This window comes from uncultured Actinomyces sp., from assembly GCF_963526355.1.
Taxonomy (GTDB): Bacteria; Actinomycetota; Actinomycetes; order Actinomycetales; family Actinomycetaceae; genus Actinomyces.
Genome location: NZ_CAUROW010000009.1, coordinates 24,179 through 41,546, shown reverse-complemented (window position 1 = coordinate 41,546; position 17,368 = coordinate 24,179). Strand labels below are relative to the sequence as shown.

Genomic DNA, 17,368 nt, shown 5'->3' with positions numbered 1-17,368 from the left:
TCGGCCATGGCCCGTCATGGCCGGGGAAGGACTCGCCTTCCCGCCGGAGGGTGCGCTCGGCCCCTCCAGGGGACAGGGCGCCGGGCGTGCCTAGGATGGGGTCATGGCGGAGATGAGCAGTCAGGAAGATGCAGCCCCCAAGGACGACTTCGTCCACCTCCACGTCCACACCGACTACTCCATGCTGGACGGCGCCGGGAAGATCAAGGACTACGTGGCCGAGGCCAAGCGCCTGGGCCAGCCCGCCCTGGCGATCACCGACCACGGATACATGTTCGGAGCCTACGAGTTCTACGCGGCCGCCAAGGCCGCCGGCATCAAGCCGATCATCGGGGTGGAGGCGTACATGACGCCGGGCACCTCCCGCTTCGACAAGACCCGTGTCTTCTGGGGCGATGAGTCCCAGAGGAGCGACGACGTCTCCGCCCGCGGCTCCTACACGCACATGACACTGCTCTCACGCAACAACGAGGGCCTGCACAACCTCATGCGCATGGACTCCTTCGCCTCCCTGGAGGGCCAGTGGGGCAAGGCGCCGCGTATCGACCGAGAGCTGCTCTCCCGCTACGGGACCGGCCTCATCGGTTCCACCGGCTGCCCATCCTCGGAGGTCCAGACCCGCCTGCGCCTGGGGCAGTGGGACGAGGCCCTGCGCACCGCCGGGGAGCTGCAGGACATCTTCGGCAAGGAGTTCTTCTACGTCGAGCTCATGGACCACGGCCTGGAGATCGAGCAGCGCGTCACCAAGGACCTGTTGCGTCTGGCCCAGAAGCTCGGCGCGCCGCTGCTGGCCACCAACGACTCCCACTACGTGCGTCCCGAGGACCGCACCATCCAGGACGCGATGCTGTGCATCAACTCCGGCTCCGTGCTCTCCGATCCCGACCGCTTCAAGTTCGACGGCGACACCTACTACCTGCGCCCCGGCTCCGAGATGCGCCGCCTCTTCTCCGAGATGCCTCAGGCCTGCGACAACACCCTGCTCGTGGCCGAGCAGTGCGACGTGCACTTCCGCACCGTGGACGAGGGCGCCTCCTTCATGCCGGCCTTCCCCGTCCCCGAGGGGGAGACAGACGAGTCCTGGTTCATCAAGGAGTGCTGGCGCGGCATGGACCGCCGGTTCAACGGTGACATTCCCGAGGACTGCCGCAAGCAGGCCGAGTACGAGATCAGCGTCATCACCCAGATGGGATTCCCCGGCTACTTCCTCGTCGTGGCCGACTACATCAACTGGGCCAAGGCCCACGGCATCCGGGTCGGGCCGGGGCGTGGCTCGGGAGCCGGCTCCATGGTCGCCTACGCCATGGGCATCACCGAGCTCAACCCGCTGCGCCACGGACTCATCTTCGAGCGCTTCCTCAACCCCGAGCGCATCTCCATGCCCGATATCGACGTCGACTTCGACGAGCGCCGGCGCGACGAGGTCATCGAGTACGTGCGTGAGAAGTACGGTGCCGACCGCATCAGCCAGGTCGTCACCTACGGCGTCATCAAGGCCAAGCAGTCCCTGAAGGACTCCAGTCGCGTCATGGGCTACCCCTACGCCGTCGGTGACCGCCTCACCAAGGCCATGCCCCCCTCGGTCCAGGGCAAGGACATCTCCATCAAGGGCATCTTCAACCCCGATGACGACCGCTACGGGGAGGCCGAGGAGTTCCGCAAGCTGCACGCCGAGGACCCCGATGCCCAGAAGATCGTCGAGTTGGCCAAGGGCTTGGAGGGCATGACCCGCCAGTGGGGTGTCCACGCCTGCGCCGTCATCATGTCCTCGGCGACCCTGACCGACATCATCCCCATGATGCAGCGTCTTCAGGACGGCGCCGTCATCACCCAGTTCGACTACCCCACCTGCGAGCACCTGGGCCTGCTCAAGATGGACTTCCTGGGGCTGCGCAACCTCACAGTCATCTCCGACGCCCTGGACAACATCGTCGCCAATGGCAAGCCCGCTCTGGACATCGACCATATCGAGCTCGACGACCGTGGCACCTATGAGCTGCTCTCACGCGGTGAGACCCTGGGCGTCTTCCAGCTCGACGGCGGCGGCATGCGCACTCTTCTGCGCCTGATGAAGCCCGACAACTTCGAGGACATCTCCGCCGTCGGCGCCCTCTACCGGCCTGGCCCCATGGGCGCGGAGTCCCACACCAACTACGCGCTGCGCAAGAACGGTCTGCAGGAGGTCGTCCCGATCCACCCCGAGCTCAAGGAGGCCCTTGAGCCGATCCTGGGAACCACCCACGGCCTCATCGTGTACCAGGAGCAGGTGATGAAGATCGCCACCGACCTGGCGGGCTTCTCCATGGGTAAGGCCGACGCGCTGCGCAAGGCCATGGGTAAGAAGAAGATGGACATCCTGGCCAAGATGTTCGTCGAGTTCGAGGCCGGTATGGTCCAGGCAGGTTTCTCCAAGGAGAGTGTCAAGACCCTGTGGGACGTCGTGGTCCCCTTCGCCAAGTACGCCTTCAATAAGGCCCACTCGGCCGCCTACGGCGTCGTGTCCTACTGGACGGCCTACCTCAAGGCGCACTACCCCACCGAGTACATGGCGGCCCTGCTCACCAGCCAGAAGGACAACAAGGACAAGCTGGCCGTCTACCTGGGGGAGTGCCGCCACATGGGCATCACCGTGCTGCCCCCGGACGTCAATGCCTCACGGGCCCAGTTCTCCGCCGTCAACGAGGACGTGCGCTTCGGACTGTCCGCGGTGCGCAACGTCGGTATCAACGTCGTCGACGCGATCGTGACCGCCCGCCAGGAGAAGGGGGAGTTCACCTCCTTCGAGGACTTCCTCGACAAGGTCCCCGCCGTGGTGTGCAACAAGCGCACCATCGACTCCCTCATCAAGGCCGGTGCCTTCGACTCACTGGGACACACCCGGCGTTCCCTGCAGGCCTGCCATGAGGACTTCGTCGACGAGGTCATTGGCGTCAAGCGCAACGAGGCGGCCGGCCAGTTCGACCTGTTCGCCTCCCTCATGGGCGGACCCGACGACGCTGAGGCTTCCCCCTTCGGCAACGGCCCGGTCTTCTCCTCCGACGTCCCCGACCTTCCGGAGTGGGACAAGAAGGACAAGCTCGCCTATGAGCGCGACATGCTGGGACTCTACGTCTCCGATCATCCCCTCATGGGCCTGGAGGGACTGCTCGGCAAACTTGCGGACAAGGAAATCTCCGAGCTCCACGAGAACGATGAGCTGCCCGACGGCGCCATGGTCACCGTCGCGGGCCTCATCACCTCACTGACCCGTAAGACCACCAAGCAGGGCAACCTGTGGGCCATCGCCCAGGTCGAGGACCTGGCCGGAAGCATTGAGGTGCTCTTCTTCCCCCAGACCTACCAGACCGTCTCCACCATGCTCGCCCCGGACACGGTGGTCACGGTGCGTGGGCGCCTCAATCGGCGCGACGGCCAGGTGGCCCTCTACGCCCAGGAGATGACTATCCCGGACATCTCCAGCGCCGCCCACGAGGCAGTCCTCATCACCCTGCCCACCAACCGCTGCACCGGACCTCTGGTGGAGCAGTTCAAGGACGTGCTCACCAAGCACCCGGGAGGATCCACGGTGCGTCTGACGCTCACCAGCCCGGGGCGCGAGGTACGCACCCAGCTGGACGCCTCGCTGCGGGTGGAGGCGTCACCGGCCTTCTACTCCGACATCAAGGCGTTGCTGGGACCGGGCTGCCTGCGGCACTAGATGCTTCGAAGATCCCTGATGCAGCCGAACTCACACAAGCTGGTTCGAGCATCGAGGGGGCACGGCGGTCGTGATCGGGCCGTGTCCTGAGCGAGGCCCGACAAGTAGCAGGTCAGAGGTGGTCCCAGCCTGTTCCCAGGTACGTCGAGGCCGACTTTGGGGTGTCATCGCGCCTTCGTTGAGAGAACCTCTCAAGGCTACTCCCAGGTGGCGTCTCGTCAGCATCTTGATACGCTCGTGACGTCCGAAAGCAGTCCATGGCTGCATTGTCTACGAGGTTGTTTGATGAGTGACGAGGATCTGAATCCTCCAACGATGACGCAAAGGCTGGAGCAGGAAGGCCCCCCGGAAGAAGAGGAAGTACCCAGAGAGACAACGTCCACCCCGGCCTTCCGAACCTCCCCGGCTACGGTGAAGCGGCGGCAGCGTCATCTGCTCGAACGACTCAGGAAGTCGGTGTCCCGCCAGCCCCATGACACGGGTGAGGGCATGGACAAGGTGGTCTTCGGCATCGCCGCGAGCGCCACCATTGCATTCGTCGCGTGGGGCTTCATCGACCCGCATGGGTTGGGGAGACTCTCCAAGCGGGCCCTGAGCGGAACGATCAGTAACTTCGGGTGGCTCTTCGTCCTGTCCTCGACCCTGTTCGTCGTCTTCATCATCTTCGTGGCCGCATCCCGGTTCGGCAAGATCCCCCTGGGAGGTGACGCCGAAGAGCCCTAGTACAGCACCGGCTCGTGGGTCTCCATGATGTTCGCTACCGGAATGGGTATTGGCCTGATTTTCTATGGGGTCGGCGAGCCGCTGTACTTCTACATGTCGCCCCCTCCGGGTACGGTTGATCCGCAGACGGCCGAGGCCGCCAGCACCGCGATGGGCACCGCCCTGTTCCACTGGACCATCTATCCCTGGGCGATGTACGCACTGGTCGGGCTGGGAATGGCCTACGGGACCTACCGCCTGGGGCGTTCCCAGCTCTTCTCGGCGATGTTCACCTCCCTGTTCGGACGGCAGGCCATCGATGGCATCGGAGGGCGCGTCATCAACATCCTGGCGATCGTCGCCACTCTGTTCGGCTCGGCCTGTTCCCTGGGGCTGGGGGCTCTCCAGATCGGTGGAGGCATGGTGTCGACCAACTTGGTCGACAAGGTGAGTTCCGGGATGCTGGTCGCGATCATCGCGGTTCTGACGGCGTGCTTCGTGGCCTCCGCCATCTCCGGCATCGAGAAGGGCATCCAGTGGCTGTCGAACATCAACATGGTTCTGGCCGTGCTGCTGGCGATCATCGTCTTCATCGGCGGACCCACGCTGTTCATCCTCAACATCATTCCCTCGGCTATCGGTGACTTCATCAAGGAGCTGCCCACCATGGCCTCGCGCACTGCGGCCGTCGGCAACACGGACATGTCCGAGTGGCTGTCCTCCTGGACAATCTTCTACTGGGCCTGGTGGATCTCCTGGACCCCGTTCGTGGGCATGTTCATCGTCCGGATTTCGCGTGGCCGCACCATCCGGCAGTTCGTCACCGGCGTCATGTTCGTGCCCTCGGTCGTCTCCCTCATCTGGTTCGCCATCTTCGGCGGCGGGGCCATCGGTCTCCAGGAACGGGCCGAGCAGGCGGGCAGGACGGTGGATGCCCTCGCCCACCTCAAGACCGATGGCACTCCCGACCTGAATTTCGACACGATCCTGTTCGATCTGCTCAATGCCATGCCTGTGCACAAGGTGGTTCTCATCGTGCTGATGGTTCTGGCGGTCATCCTGGTGGCTATCTTCTTCGTAACCGGTGCCGACTCCGCCTCGATCGTCATGGGTGGCCTGTCGGAGAACGGGGCGACCGACCCGAGCCGCTTCACGGTCGTCTTCTGGGGCGTGGCCACCGGTGGGGTGGCATCAGCCATGCTGCTTGCCGGTGGGGATGATCCTGCTGAGGTCCTCACCGGCCTGCGCGACATCACGATTGTCTCGGCGCTTCCGTTCGTCATCGTCATGCTGCTGCTGTGCGTCTCGCTCTACAAGGACCTCAATAATGACCCGATGCTGCTGAGGCACTCACTGGCCAACCAGGTCCTGGTCGACTCGGTGACCACTGCGGTCACGACCGCAAGCGAGCCTCATGAGGTTGAGACCATCGAGTTGCACACCAGGTTGTCCTCCACCAATGAAAACGGGGATGGCGACCGCGATGACAGCGACCTCTTGACTGCTGCCGACGCAGAGACCGGCAACAAGTAGGGTGCCGACCGCCGTCGGCGTCTCTGGGCGTCTATCTGGCCTGCGTGGGGTCCGGGGAGCGTCCCCCGGACCCCACCTGCTTGACGACTGCGCCGATCTGGCCGTTAGGGTGATTGATAACGACCACGTCGTTGTCGGCGAGGCGGTGGCCACGTCGTGTTTCGAGAATCCCGTTGACCGTGACGTCACCGGACTGGATGGCAATGCGAGCCTCGGCGCCATCCTCCACCAGTCCGGCCAATTTGAGGAACTGTCCGAGTTTGATGTCTCCGGTCACCGAGACAGTCGAGTACTGGGAGGCCGCATACGTCATAGGCTGATCCTTGCAAACAAGATGTGACTGGCGCACATCGAGCCGGGAGGTTCGCATGGCGGGGCTACGAAAGCGTCGTGAGTGAGAGGAGGGTCTCTCGCGGGTGCACGGATGCAAAGGATGCCGAACACGATTTATCACGGTATGGTAACGATGTTCTGATAGCACTACGGAGACGGAGACACCATGAAACATCGAATCATCGCCCAGATGGCGGTGCTCGCACTATCGCTGTCAGCGCCCGTTCTGGCTCTGACTCGTACGCCAGAAGCGGCCGCTGCAGACGGCAACAGCATCCATGTCTCAGCCGAAGGAGGCTCAGACACGGGGGACGGAACTGCTGACAATCCCTTCCAGTCCATTGGGGCGGCCCTCAAGGCGGCGGGAAACGGTGACACCATCGAGCTGTCCAATGGCACCTACCGTGAGGGTGAGCTCGCTGTGGACAAGGGTGTGACCATTAAGGCTGCTGAAGGTGCCAAGCCGGTACTCAACGGTGCCGAGATCCCTACCGACTGGAGCTCCGGGGGTGATGGAAAGTGGTCCACGGGTCGCGATATGGTCCGTTTCTGCACAGTCTGCACCATCAACGCCGACCCGGCCAAGGAGGGCATCGCCGCTCACCCCGAGCAGGTTTTCGTCGATGGTAAGCCCTTGACTCAGGTGCTCAGTCGCGAAGAGGTGACCGACTCCACCTTCTTCGTCGACGACCCCGACCCGGTCACCCTGAAGACCCCTGAGAACAACCGGGACGGCTACAACGTCAAGCCGCACCGGGGCGCCGCCTATGTCATCGGCGTCGATCCCGGCCAGCACCAGGTCGAGGTGGTCCAGCACGCTCGGGCTCTGTCCTTCGATGCAGACAACATCACCCTGTCCGGTCTGACCGTGGAGAAGTACTCCGCGGTCCAGCGTTGGGACTATGAGGACCCTGAGATCGGCACCATTTCCGGGGGTGGCGCGGTCGTGGCCGCTCACGGAAGCCCTCGTATCGAGAACTCGACTTTCCGTTACTCCTCGACCGCGGGTGCGCTGCAGGTCATCGACTCCACCAACGCTGTGGTGACGAACAACCTGTTCGAGAACAATGGATCCAACGCCTTTGGCATCAACGACTCCAGCGGTGTCAAGGTGGAGGGCAACCTGTGGAGGAACAACAACACCTCCGGGTTCATCTCGAAGGACTGCGGTGCCTATTGCACCCTGGCCGACACGAAGATCACGCACTCAAAGAACATCCGCTTCGCCAATAACACCGTGGACTACTCGGCCACAGGCGTTGACGTCTCCGATCCCATGGCCTATGACCAGAATCGCAGTGTGGGTGTTTGGTTTGACGAGGGCGTGATGGACTCCGAGATCATCGGCAACTACTTCGTCAACGTTCCGGTCGCCATCTTCAACGAGGTCTCCTCCAACAACCTCATCGCCTCCAACATCGTGGCCGGGGCCGGCGTGGGCATCCATGTCTCCGGCTCCAATGACACCCGGGTGTGGAACAACACCGTCTCCCATGCGCTCACCAGCCTGTGGGTCCAGGAGGATGCCCGTTCCAACGGCTGTAACGTGCGTAATGCCGAAGGTGCCTGCGTCCAGGTGCAGAAGTGGAGTGCCGAGCACGGACTGAGCTGGGACACCACCAACACCACGATCATGAATAACATCTTCTCCTCCGAGCAGACGGCTCCCAAGCCCGGGGACGAGTGGCGCTACTCGGCTATGGTCCAAGTCATCGGCGGCGCCAACCAGGATGGTTCTCGCGCGGTCTATGCCAACGAGATGGTTGGCGCTATCGACTACAACGTCTATTACCGTCACGAGAACCCTGCAACGCTGTCGACCACGGTCTTGTGGAACTGGGGCGCTGACCGGCAGGCGCAGTCGGTCAACGCAGAGAAGCTCGCCGACTTCACGGCCGACCCGAACGTCAAGTCCGCAGGCAAGGAGACCAACGGTCTGGACCTGCACGGCTCTCCGGAGAACAACCCCTTCTTCGTCAAGGAGTCTGCCAGCCCGATGGACAAGACTTCCGACTTCCACCTCAAGGAGGGCAGTCCCGCCTCCGGCACCGGTCACGCTCTGCCTGAGGACATCGCCAAGACTCTTGGTGTTAATGCCAACGAGGCTGTGAACCGCGGTGCACTGGTCAACATCGCTTGGGGCGGTGGCACCACTCCTGGTGCTGATGACAAAGCCGGCGACAATGCAGGAAACGGCGGCAAGGCCGACAACGGCAACAACGGTGGCAACAACGGTGGTGCTGTTGATAACTCTGGGAACGGCGGCAGCCAGCCCTCTTCCACCGCTGCGTCCAAGGGCGGTGATGGCTCCACTGCCGGCGGTGACGCCACTGGCTCTGCCGGTCAGGGCTCCGAGAGCACCAACCCATCCAACAGTAAGGCGGGCGCCGGACAGAAGAACTCCAGCATCGCCAAGCCCGGTGCCAACGCGGGATCGGGTCGGTGACAGAAGTGCGGCTGATGCGGCCTGAGGTGGCTGCGTCCTGATGTGCTGCCGTACGGTCGGCCGATCAGTGCGGGACGGGGGGTTGGGCTTCGCATGATCTTGTGAGGAGCCCCGCGCAACCCGGATCATCGGTGCATGACATCTCAGACGCTTGCCATCACTGTCGGTGACCGTTTCCCGGTGGGGGAGAGGACGTACCGGCTCACCCCACGACTGGCTCGGTCCACCATTGCAGCACGCTCCGTCCTCACCGACGTCGCTCGGCACCGCGAGGTCATCACCTACGGGGAGCTCAGCGATGCGATAGGACGGAGCGTGCTGCCGCGTCATATGGGGCCATTGCTCAGCATGATCAGCCATGACTGTGCCGCCCGGGGTGAGCCGGACTTGGCTGCGCTGGTGGTCTCAGCGGCCACCGGTGAGGTCGGTACCGGCGATGAGAGCTGGGCGCCTCCTTGCCGGAGCGACTGCTGGGAACGATGGGGCGGTGGAGCCTCATGTCATCCCGCCCTCATGGCTGAGGTGCGTGCGGCGGCTGGGAGGAGATGCGGTGTGCGACGTGTTGGCAGCCCGCCGCCCCGATAGGTGCCTGCATCGAGTGGCGCCGCTGGGATGTGAGTCGCCAGGGCGGCCGGATGGTTTTTCTCATTATTCGAGACGGCGGTGGAGATGGGGTGAGCTCATGGTTTGATACGCTCGACCATCCAGAGCGGCCGAGAGACCTGGTTCCATGACGCCGCAGCAACCCGGTACGCGGGTGCTTCAGCCAGGATCGATGGAGACGATGTGCGAGACAACGAGCCCACCGAGCCCACCGCCACGGCCGGGAGCCGTGGCGACGGCTTGAGTAACACCGAGCCCGGATCCGCCCAGCCGTTGCCCACCGTCAGCCTGGAGCTCTTCCCCCCTCGTCCGGGGAAGGCCGCATCCGCCACCTGGGGCCGCATTGACAGGCTCCTTGCCACTGGGCCCGACTTCGTCTCGGTGACCTACCGGCCCACCTTCGTCACCGAGCCCGCAGGGGGAATCAGCAGTGAGGCGCAGCCGGCGGCGGGGCAGCGCGACGCTGCGCCCCGCGTGCGCGTGGTCCAGGAGCGGACCAATCCGTCCGAGGACGTGCTCGCCCACGTGCTGAAGTCCAGCACCATTCCCCTCATGGCGCATCTGACCTGCATCGGCTACCGCAAGCAGGAGGCCGTCGATATCGTCACCCGCTTCCTTCGCATGGGGGTACGGCGCTTCCTCGCCCTGCGCGGTGACCCCCCTGCCGGTACCCGGGCCGACGACGTCGCCGGGGAGCTGCGCCACGCCGACGACCTCGTCCGGGTCATCCGGGAGGTCGAGGCCGACTTCTTCGGCGACGGCAGGCGTCACGTCACTATCGCCGTGGCCGCCTACCCGGCCACCAACGACCATATCGAGGCCATCGAGGTCCTGGCCGCTAAGCAGACCGCCGGAGCCGACCTGGCGATCACCCAGGTGTTCTACGACGCAGCCGACTATGTGGCGCTGACCAACGCGGCCTCCTACGCAGGGGTGAGCATCCCGATCCTTCCCGGGGTGATCCCTCTGACCGACCTGCGTCGGCTCACCCGCCTTGAGGCACTCACCGGGGTGCGCGTGCCCGACAGCCTGCGATCAGCACTGGGATCGGCCAGCGGCGCCACTCTTGTGGAACGCGGTATTGGTGCGACGCTCGACCTGGCCACGGCGCTGCTGCGCGCTGGGGCTCCCGGACTGCACCTGTACACCTTCAATCGGACCCGTCCGGCCCTCGACGTCATCAGCCACCTGCGGCTGGGTGGCATCCTGGCTGGAGCCGCGCCCGATCGGGAGGTGCGCGACGCCGTTGATCGCGGATACCTCCAGGCCACGCCCGGCCGAGGCCCCTCCTTCCTGCGCTGCGGCTCTCCTGGCGCAGCACTCTCTTCCCGCCACCCCGTCCAGCCCCACACCACCATCACCAAGGAGAATGCATGAGCGTCACCTCTGAGTCGGTCACCCCCGCCTCACCGGCTGAGATCGCTGTGACCGAGTCACAGGTCCCCTCCGCCCCCCTGCCGGGGGCCACCATTCTGGGATACCCCCGTATCGGCAGGGACCGCGAGCTCAAACGCGCCGTGGAGTCCTTCTGGAAGGGGGGCCTGAGCGTCGATGAGCTCAGGCATGCCGCTGCCGAGCTGCGCGGAGCGACCCGCTCGCGCCTGACGGACCTGGGGCTGACTCAGCCCGCCTCGGTGCCGGCGGACTTCACTCTCTACGACCAGGTTCTTCAGGTCACCGCCACCCTGGGGGCCGCGCCCGCCCGTTTCCGTGACCTGCTGGACGCCGACGGCGCCCTCGATCTCGAGGGCTACTTCACGCTGGCCCGCGGTGAGGGCGCCCGTCCGGCCCTGGAGATGACCAAGTGGCTGGACTCCAACTACCACTACCTGGTCCCCGAGATCGACGCCTCCACACCCATCGACTACGTCGACACCGCCATCGCCGACCAGGTCCGTGAGGCCCAGGCCGCGGGGATCGAGGTGCGCCCCGTCGTCGTGGGACCGGTGAGCTACCTGCTCATGGCCAAGCCCTCCGACGAGGCGGCCGAGGGCTTCCACCCCCTGGACCGTCTCAACGACGTCCTGCACGCCTACGGCCACCTCCTCATGGACCTGCACGAGGCCGGTGCCACCTGGGTCCAGCTCGACGAGCCCGCCCTGGTCTCCGACTCCTGGAACGTGGAGCGTCAGCGTGTCCTCGACGCCGTGCGCGACGCCTACACCTGGCTGGGCGCCATCGTGGAGCGCCCCCAGATCTTGGTGGCCGGGACATACGGCTCCCTGGGCGACGCCCTGCCTGTGCTCGGGCAGGCCCCGATCGAGGCCGTGGGCCTCGACCTCGTGGCCGGCACCCTGCCCGAGGCCGGCGACCTGGCCGCCTTGGCGGGCAAGGCCGTCGTCGCCGGTGTCGTCTCGGGACGCAACATCTGGCGCACCGACCTGGATGCAGCGCTGACGACGCTCGAGCAGCTGCGTGAGCGCCTGCCCGAAGGCACCCCCATCACCGTGGCCACATCCACCTCCCTGCAGCACGTGCCCCACGACGTCGAGCGCGAGACCGCCATCGACCCGCAGATCCGTTCCTGGCTCGCCTTCGCCGACCAGAAGGTCGGCGAGGTCATCACCTTGGCCAGGGGGCTGGCTCAGGGCCGCGAGGCCATCGCCGCAGAGCTTGCCCAGGAGGCCGACCTGCGCCATCAGCGCGCCGCCCACCCCGGGGTGCACCGAGACGAGGTTCGCGCCGCCGTTGACGCCGTCACTGAGGGCGACCGAACTCGCGTCCCCTACGCCGAGCGCAAGGTCGCTCAGGACGCGCGTCTGGGTCTGCCCGAGCTGCCCACCACCACCATCGGTTCCTTCCCCCAGACCGCTGAGATCCGTAAGGCCCGCGCCGCCTGGCGCAAGGGTGAGATCGACGATGCCGCCTACGACGCCGCCATGCGCGCCGAGATCGCCAGCGTCGTCGCCCTTCAGGAGCGCCTCGGCCTGGATGTCCTGGTGCACGGCGAGGCCGAGCGCAACGACATGGTCCAGTACTTCGCCGAGCTGCTCGACGGCTTCGTGACCACCGAGCACGGCTGGGTCCAGTCCTACGGATCGCGCTGCACCCGCCCCTCCATCCTGTGGGGGGACGTCGTCCGCCCCGAGCCGATGACGGTGGCCTGGTCGGCCTACGCCCAGTCACTGACCGACAAGCCCCTCAAGGGCATGCTCACCGGCCCGGTGACGATCATGGCGTGGTCCTTCGTGCGCGACGACATCCCGCGGGCCCAGGTCGCCGACCAGCTGGGGCTGGCCCTGCGCGAGGAGGTGGCGGACCTCGAGGCCGCCGGTATCGGCGTCATCCAGGTCGACGAGCCCGCCATCCGCGAGACCCTGCCGCTGCGTCGCGCCGACCGCCCCGCCTACCTGGAGTGGTCCGTCGGCTCCTTCCGACTGGCCACAGCAGGGGCGGCGCCGGCCACCCAGATCCACACCCACCTGTGCTACTCCGAGTTCGACGTCGTCATTGACGCGGTCGACCACCTCGACGCCGACGTCACCTCCATCGAGGCGTCCCGTTCGCGCATGGATATCCTGCCCGCCGTGGCCGAGCACGGTTTCGAGCGTCAGCTCGGCCCGGGCGTGTGGGACATCCACTCCCCGCGCGTTCCCAGCCAGGCCGAGTGCACCGAACTGCTCCAGCGGGCCGTCGACGCCCTGGGGGCGGAGAAGGTCTGGGTCAACCCCGACTGCGGGCTCAAGACCCGCGCCTACGCTGAGACCGAGGCGAGTCTGACCAGCCTCGTGGGCGCCGCCCGCGCCGTGCGCGAGACCCTGTGAGGCACTGACGCGGCTCAAGGCGTCTCGAGCGGTCTGGGAGAGGATGTTTCTCCCAGACCGCCTCGTACGTGGCTGGTGGACGCCGCGTTCAAGCGCGCCATCACATTAGACGGCCCAGGCGGCTGCGTGCGCGGCCGGTAGGCTTGTACGCATGCTCACCCGTACTGATCTGCGCAGTTCCCGACTCGACCCCCGCGAGCTGGCACAGGCTCTTCCCCGGGCCACTCTCGATGTGACCTCCGCTCAGGCCGCCGTGGCTCCGCTGATCGAGGACGTCCGCTCCCGGGGCGCAGCCGCCCTGCGCGATGCCGCCGAGCGCTTCGACGGCGTACGCCCCGTCCACCTTCGTGTGCCCGCCCAGGCCATCGACCAGGCGCTCAGCAACCTGGACCCTGCGGTGCGCGAGGCCCTGGAGATGTCCATCGCCCACAACCGTGCCGGGCACGCTGCTCAGGTGCCTACTGAGCGTACGACCCAGATTGTTCCCGGCGGCGCCATCACCCAACGCTGGATCCCGGTCAGGCGCGTCGGGGTCTACGTCCCCGGAGGCCTGGCCGTCTACCCCTCCAGCGTGGTGATGAACGCGGTGGCCGCCCAGATGGCCGGCGTCGAGCAGATCGCACTGGCCAGCCCGCCCCAGACCGAGTACGGAGGCCTGCCCCATCCCACGATCCTGGCGGCCTGCGCCCTGCTGGGGCTGACCGAGGTCTACGCCGTCGGCGGTGCCCAGGCCATCGCGATGCTCGCCTACGGGGCCCATGCCCAGGACGACACCGATCGCGCCGACGCCGGGGGAGAGACCCTGTGCCAGGGCGTTGACGTCATCACCGGCCCCGGCAACGTGTACGTGGCGGCGGCTAAACGCGCTGTCATGGGGGCGGTGGGGATCGACGCCGAGGCCGGCCCCACCGAGATCGCCGTCCTGGCCGACGCCGGTGCCGACCCCGAGTACGTGGCCGCCGACCTGCTCTCGCAGGCCGAGCACGATCCCAACGCGGGCAGCGTCCTGATCACCGACTCCCCGCAGTTGGCCGACGCCGTCGATGCCGCACTCGAGCGCAGGCTCAACGCGACTCGGCACCGTGACCGGGCCCGCGACGCCCTCAGCGGCCCGCAGTCGGGCACCGTCTTGGTGCGTGACCTTGCTCAGGCCATCGAGGTCGCCGACGCCTATGCCGCCGAGCACCTGGAGATTCAGACGGCTGACGCTCTCGGCGTCGCCCGTCGGATCCGTAATGCCGGCGCCATCTTCGTCGGTCCCCACAGTCCGGTGCCGTTAGGAGATTACCTGGCCGGCTCCAACCACGTCCTGCCCACCGGCGGCACTGCCCGATTCGCCGCCGGACTGAGTGTCATGGCCTTCCTCAAGCCGGTCCAGCTCATCGAGTACAGCGCAGGCGCCCTGGAGGCCCTGACACCTGCGCTGGAGGTCCTGGCGACCTGTGAGGACCTGCCCGCCCACGGTGAGGCCGCTCGCGCCCGCCGGAAGTGAGAAAGGTTTCCAAGAAGGCCATCTGAGACCATCTCGTTACCTTCTGTGACCTTCTCTTCGGTCCATCAAGGAGGGGGTGCCCGCGCGGGGCACCCCCTCCTTGACGTTTAGATCGTTGCAATGACAACGGTTGCTGGCATTGTGAGCCTTTCTCCAACTATCCTGTGGGCGGATAGTTGATCGACACAGTGTTGCAGAACGTTATTCTATTGTTATATTTAGTTGTGACGCACGGTGTGCCGTGCCCGACGGGCTGAGTTCCCACATCCCGTTACCCCCCGGGCACGCCGCACCGAGGCGTTGGTGCCGACCGGATCCGCTCGCTGTACCCGGTGATGCTGGTCGGTGCTGGCCCTACCCCTTGGATCCAGATGGATGGCCTCATGCACTACTCCCCATTCGCCGCCGGAACCGGCCTGTTCGTCGTCTGGTACGTCGCCCCGGCAGGTTCTCCTCCCGCCCTCGTCGCCCGTTTTCTCATCGACTGTGCCGGACTGGTGTTCGTCGCCATCCTGGCCCTCTTCCTGATGACCAATCTCTACGGCACTGCGCGCGGCCTGTTCTCGTACTCGCGGTACACCGTGGGACGTCATGCCTATCGGCGCGGCGGCACAGTGAGCCTGCGAGCCTGATGAGTACGCAGGCATTGTCGTTGCACACGGGGCTCAGCCCCTTGAGTCCCCTGGGAGTTCTCGACCGCGTCGGTTGGTGGGGCGCTCTGGGAATGATCGCCGTCGCCCTCGTCTACACGCTGTTCATGCTGCTCGCCTCTCGAGGGGCTCCAAGGCGCAGTGGCCCCTCGCACCCGGACGCGCCTCTTCTCATTGTCATTCTCATGCCCTGCCTCAACGAGGCGGAGGTGATAGGCGCCAGTGTCAGGCGCCTGACCTCGATCCCCGACCCGGGCCTGCGCATCATGGTCATCGACGACGGTTCCGACGACGACACCGCTCAGGTGGCCGCGCAGGCCGGTGACGAGCGCGTCGAAGTGGTGCGTCGTCGTCCGCCGCACGCCCGCCTGGGAAAGGGCGAGGCCCTCAACGACGCGTTGTCGATCGTGCGATCCCGTAGCACCTCGGTGCCCTCTTCCAGGGTCATCGTTGGGGTCATGGACGCCGATGGCCGTCTCGACCCCCACGCCATCAGCGAGGCCCGCAGGGCATTCGCCCCCCAGGAGGTCGGGGCCGTCCAGATGGGGGTGCGCATCAACAACCGCTTCGGCTCTCTGCTCGCCCGCATGCAGGACATGGAGTTCGTCATCTTCACCGAGGTCTTCCAGCGAGGACGGCGTCGTGTGCGCAGCGTCGGGATGGGTGGGAACGCCCAGTTCGTTCGCCTCAGCGCCCTCGATGCCTTGGGCCCCAGGCCCTGGACCCGATCCCTCACTGAGGACTTCGACCTGGGGATCCGCCTCAATGCCACCGGCTGGACCAACGAGTTCTGGTCCGCGTCCGCTGTGCACCAGCAGGGTGTCACCAGCATGCGACGCCTCATGCGCCAACGAACCCGTTGGTTCCAAGGAAATCTCCAGGCGCTGCATCTGCTGCGCGCCGTCGCCCGGGAGCAGCGGGGGCTGGGGCGCGCCGACACGCTCTGGCAGATCCTCACCCCCTACCTGCTTCTGACCGGGTCCCTGCTGACACTGTCCTTCCTCATCACCATGGTCACAGCCGCAGTGGCGGTGGTTCTGAGGTGGGAGCAGTCATGGGCCTGGCTCGTGGGTGCCTACGTCATCGCTTTCGGGCCCGCACTCGTCTACGCCTGGATCTACTGGCGCATCGAGCGCGGCAATGGCCTGGGCCCGCTCAAGGCGGTGGGCTACTCCCACCTCTTCGTCCTGTACGGGCTCCTTCCCAGCGTCTACGGCTGGCGGGCTGTGGCCAGAGAGCTGACCGGACGGACCGGGTGGGCCAAGACCGCTCGCGAGGCCGAGCCCGCTCAGGCAACCGAGTCCGCCCGGAGCGTGTCGGCCACCGTGCCTCCGGCGACACACCCGGCAACCTGACCAATGAGGAGATGAGATGACTGCAACCACCGGCCCTCAGCATGCAGGAGCACTTGACGGTCTCCGTCGCAGCAGGGGCCTGCGCCGCGGACTGCTGGTTGGCTGCGTCCTGGCACTGATCCTAGGAATCACCGTGTACTGCCATGCCAGAGAAAGCGACACCCAGAAGTGCTCTCAGTGGGAGATCATCTTTGACGGCTACGGCGAAGCCTCGTGCGCCGACGGTCTGCTGCGTCTGAAACCAACGACGGCTGACTCCCATGATAAAACTCATGCGGGATTGGCCAGATCCACCACGGTTGAGATCAAGGCCGGGGAAGTTCAGGCGATCCGCACAACGATGACCACCGTCGAGCAGCTTCGTGAGGACGGCAGCCCCAACGCCTGGGAGGTCGGCTGGCTCCTGTGGAACTACTCCGACAACAACCACTTCTACGCCCTGGCTCTCAAGCCCAACGGCTGGGAGGTCTCCAAGCAGGACCCCGCCTACAAGGGCGCCCAGCGGTTCCTGAGCTCCGGCAGTACGCCCGTCTACCCGCCCGGAACGAGCCATGACGTCATTATCAGCATCGATGCGACCAGCCCCTCGTCGGTCACCTTCTCCATCACAGTCGACGGAAAGGATCTCGGCGAAGTGACCGACTCCGAGTCCCCTTACCGATCCGGCGCCGTGGCGGCCTACTGCGAGGACTCCGACGTCACCTTCACCCCGATCACCGAGGGCGAGTGAGAGCACCTCGCATCGGCTACCGCCCCATCCGTTCACTTCCCAGCCGGATCCACGATCCTGACA

At 65.8% G+C, this 17,368-nt stretch carries 10 protein-coding genes, 1 pseudogene and 1 riboswitch; of the genes and pseudogenes, 10 read left to right on the top strand and 1 reads right to left on the bottom strand.

Going from position 1 to position 17,368, the window contains the following annotated elements:
• Nucleotides 1-103 precede the first annotated feature (103 nt).
• Entirely contained in the window at nucleotides 104-3,697 is a 3,594-nt protein-coding gene (gene dnaE, locus RWR81_RS03995; protein WP_314454732.1) for a DNA polymerase III subunit alpha, read from the top strand.
• A gap of 285 nt (nucleotides 3,698-3,982) precedes the next feature.
• Nucleotides 3,983-5,932 (top strand): annotated as a pseudogene (locus RWR81_RS03990) (BCCT family transporter).
• 31 nt (nucleotides 5,933-5,963) lie between these two features.
• Here the strand turns inward: RWR81_RS03990 and RWR81_RS03985 are convergent.
• Nucleotides 5,964-6,245, bottom strand: a complete 282-nt coding sequence (locus RWR81_RS03985) for an RNA-binding S4 domain-containing protein (RefSeq protein ID WP_314454730.1) — start codon at nucleotides 6,243-6,245, stop codon at nucleotides 5,964-5,966.
• A 186-nt stretch (nucleotides 6,246-6,431) separates the two neighbouring features.
• Between RWR81_RS03985 and RWR81_RS03980 the strand changes: the two genes are divergently transcribed.
• The 8 genes from RWR81_RS03980 to RWR81_RS03945 all read left to right on the top strand — a co-directional run bounded on the left by RWR81_RS03980 (nucleotide 6,432) and on the right by RWR81_RS03945 (nucleotide 17,305).
• Complete coding sequence (locus tag RWR81_RS03980; protein ID WP_314454727.1) at nucleotides 6,432-8,711, top strand: right-handed parallel beta-helix repeat-containing protein; 2,280 nt, start codon at nucleotides 6,432-6,434, stop codon at nucleotides 8,709-8,711.
• 135 nt (nucleotides 8,712-8,846) lie between these two features.
• Nucleotides 8,847-9,296, top strand: coding sequence for a hypothetical protein (locus RWR81_RS03975; protein WP_314454724.1), 450 nt, complete (start codon nucleotides 8,847-8,849; stop codon nucleotides 9,294-9,296).
• A 112-nt stretch (nucleotides 9,297-9,408) separates the two neighbouring features.
• Nucleotides 9,409-9,502: riboswitch (SAM riboswitch) on the top strand.
• Nucleotides 9,498-10,691 (top strand): methylenetetrahydrofolate reductase, encoded by a 1,194-nt coding sequence (locus RWR81_RS03970; protein WP_314454721.1) that lies wholly within the window; start codon nucleotides 9,498-9,500, stop codon nucleotides 10,689-10,691. It overlaps the preceding riboswitch by 5 nt.
• Nucleotides 10,688-13,078, top strand: a complete 2,391-nt coding sequence (metE, locus tag RWR81_RS03965) for a 5-methyltetrahydropteroyltriglutamate--homocysteine S-methyltransferase (RefSeq protein WP_314454718.1) — start codon at nucleotides 10,688-10,690, stop codon at nucleotides 13,076-13,078. The genes RWR81_RS03970 and metE overlap by 4 nt, the downstream gene beginning before the upstream one ends.
• A gap of 151 nt (nucleotides 13,079-13,229) precedes the next feature.
• Nucleotides 13,230-14,570, top strand: coding sequence for a histidinol dehydrogenase (hisD, locus tag RWR81_RS03960; protein ID WP_314454717.1), 1,341 nt, complete (start codon nucleotides 13,230-13,232; stop codon nucleotides 14,568-14,570).
• Between the two features lie 383 nt (nucleotides 14,571-14,953).
• On the top strand, nucleotides 14,954-15,202 hold the full coding sequence (locus RWR81_RS03955) for a hypothetical protein (RefSeq protein WP_314454714.1): 249 nt from the start codon (nucleotides 14,954-14,956) through the stop codon (nucleotides 15,200-15,202).
• Nucleotides 15,202-16,575: a glycosyltransferase family 2 protein gene (locus RWR81_RS03950; RefSeq protein ID WP_314454711.1), complete on the top strand. Its 1,374-nt coding sequence runs from the start codon at nucleotides 15,202-15,204 to the stop codon at nucleotides 16,573-16,575. Before RWR81_RS03955 ends, RWR81_RS03950 begins: the two co-directional genes overlap by 1 nt.
• Before the next feature lie 16 nt (nucleotides 16,576-16,591).
• Complete coding sequence (locus tag RWR81_RS03945; protein WP_314454709.1) at nucleotides 16,592-17,305, top strand: hypothetical protein; 714 nt, start codon at nucleotides 16,592-16,594, stop codon at nucleotides 17,303-17,305.
• Nucleotides 17,306-17,368: the final 63 nt, after the last annotated feature.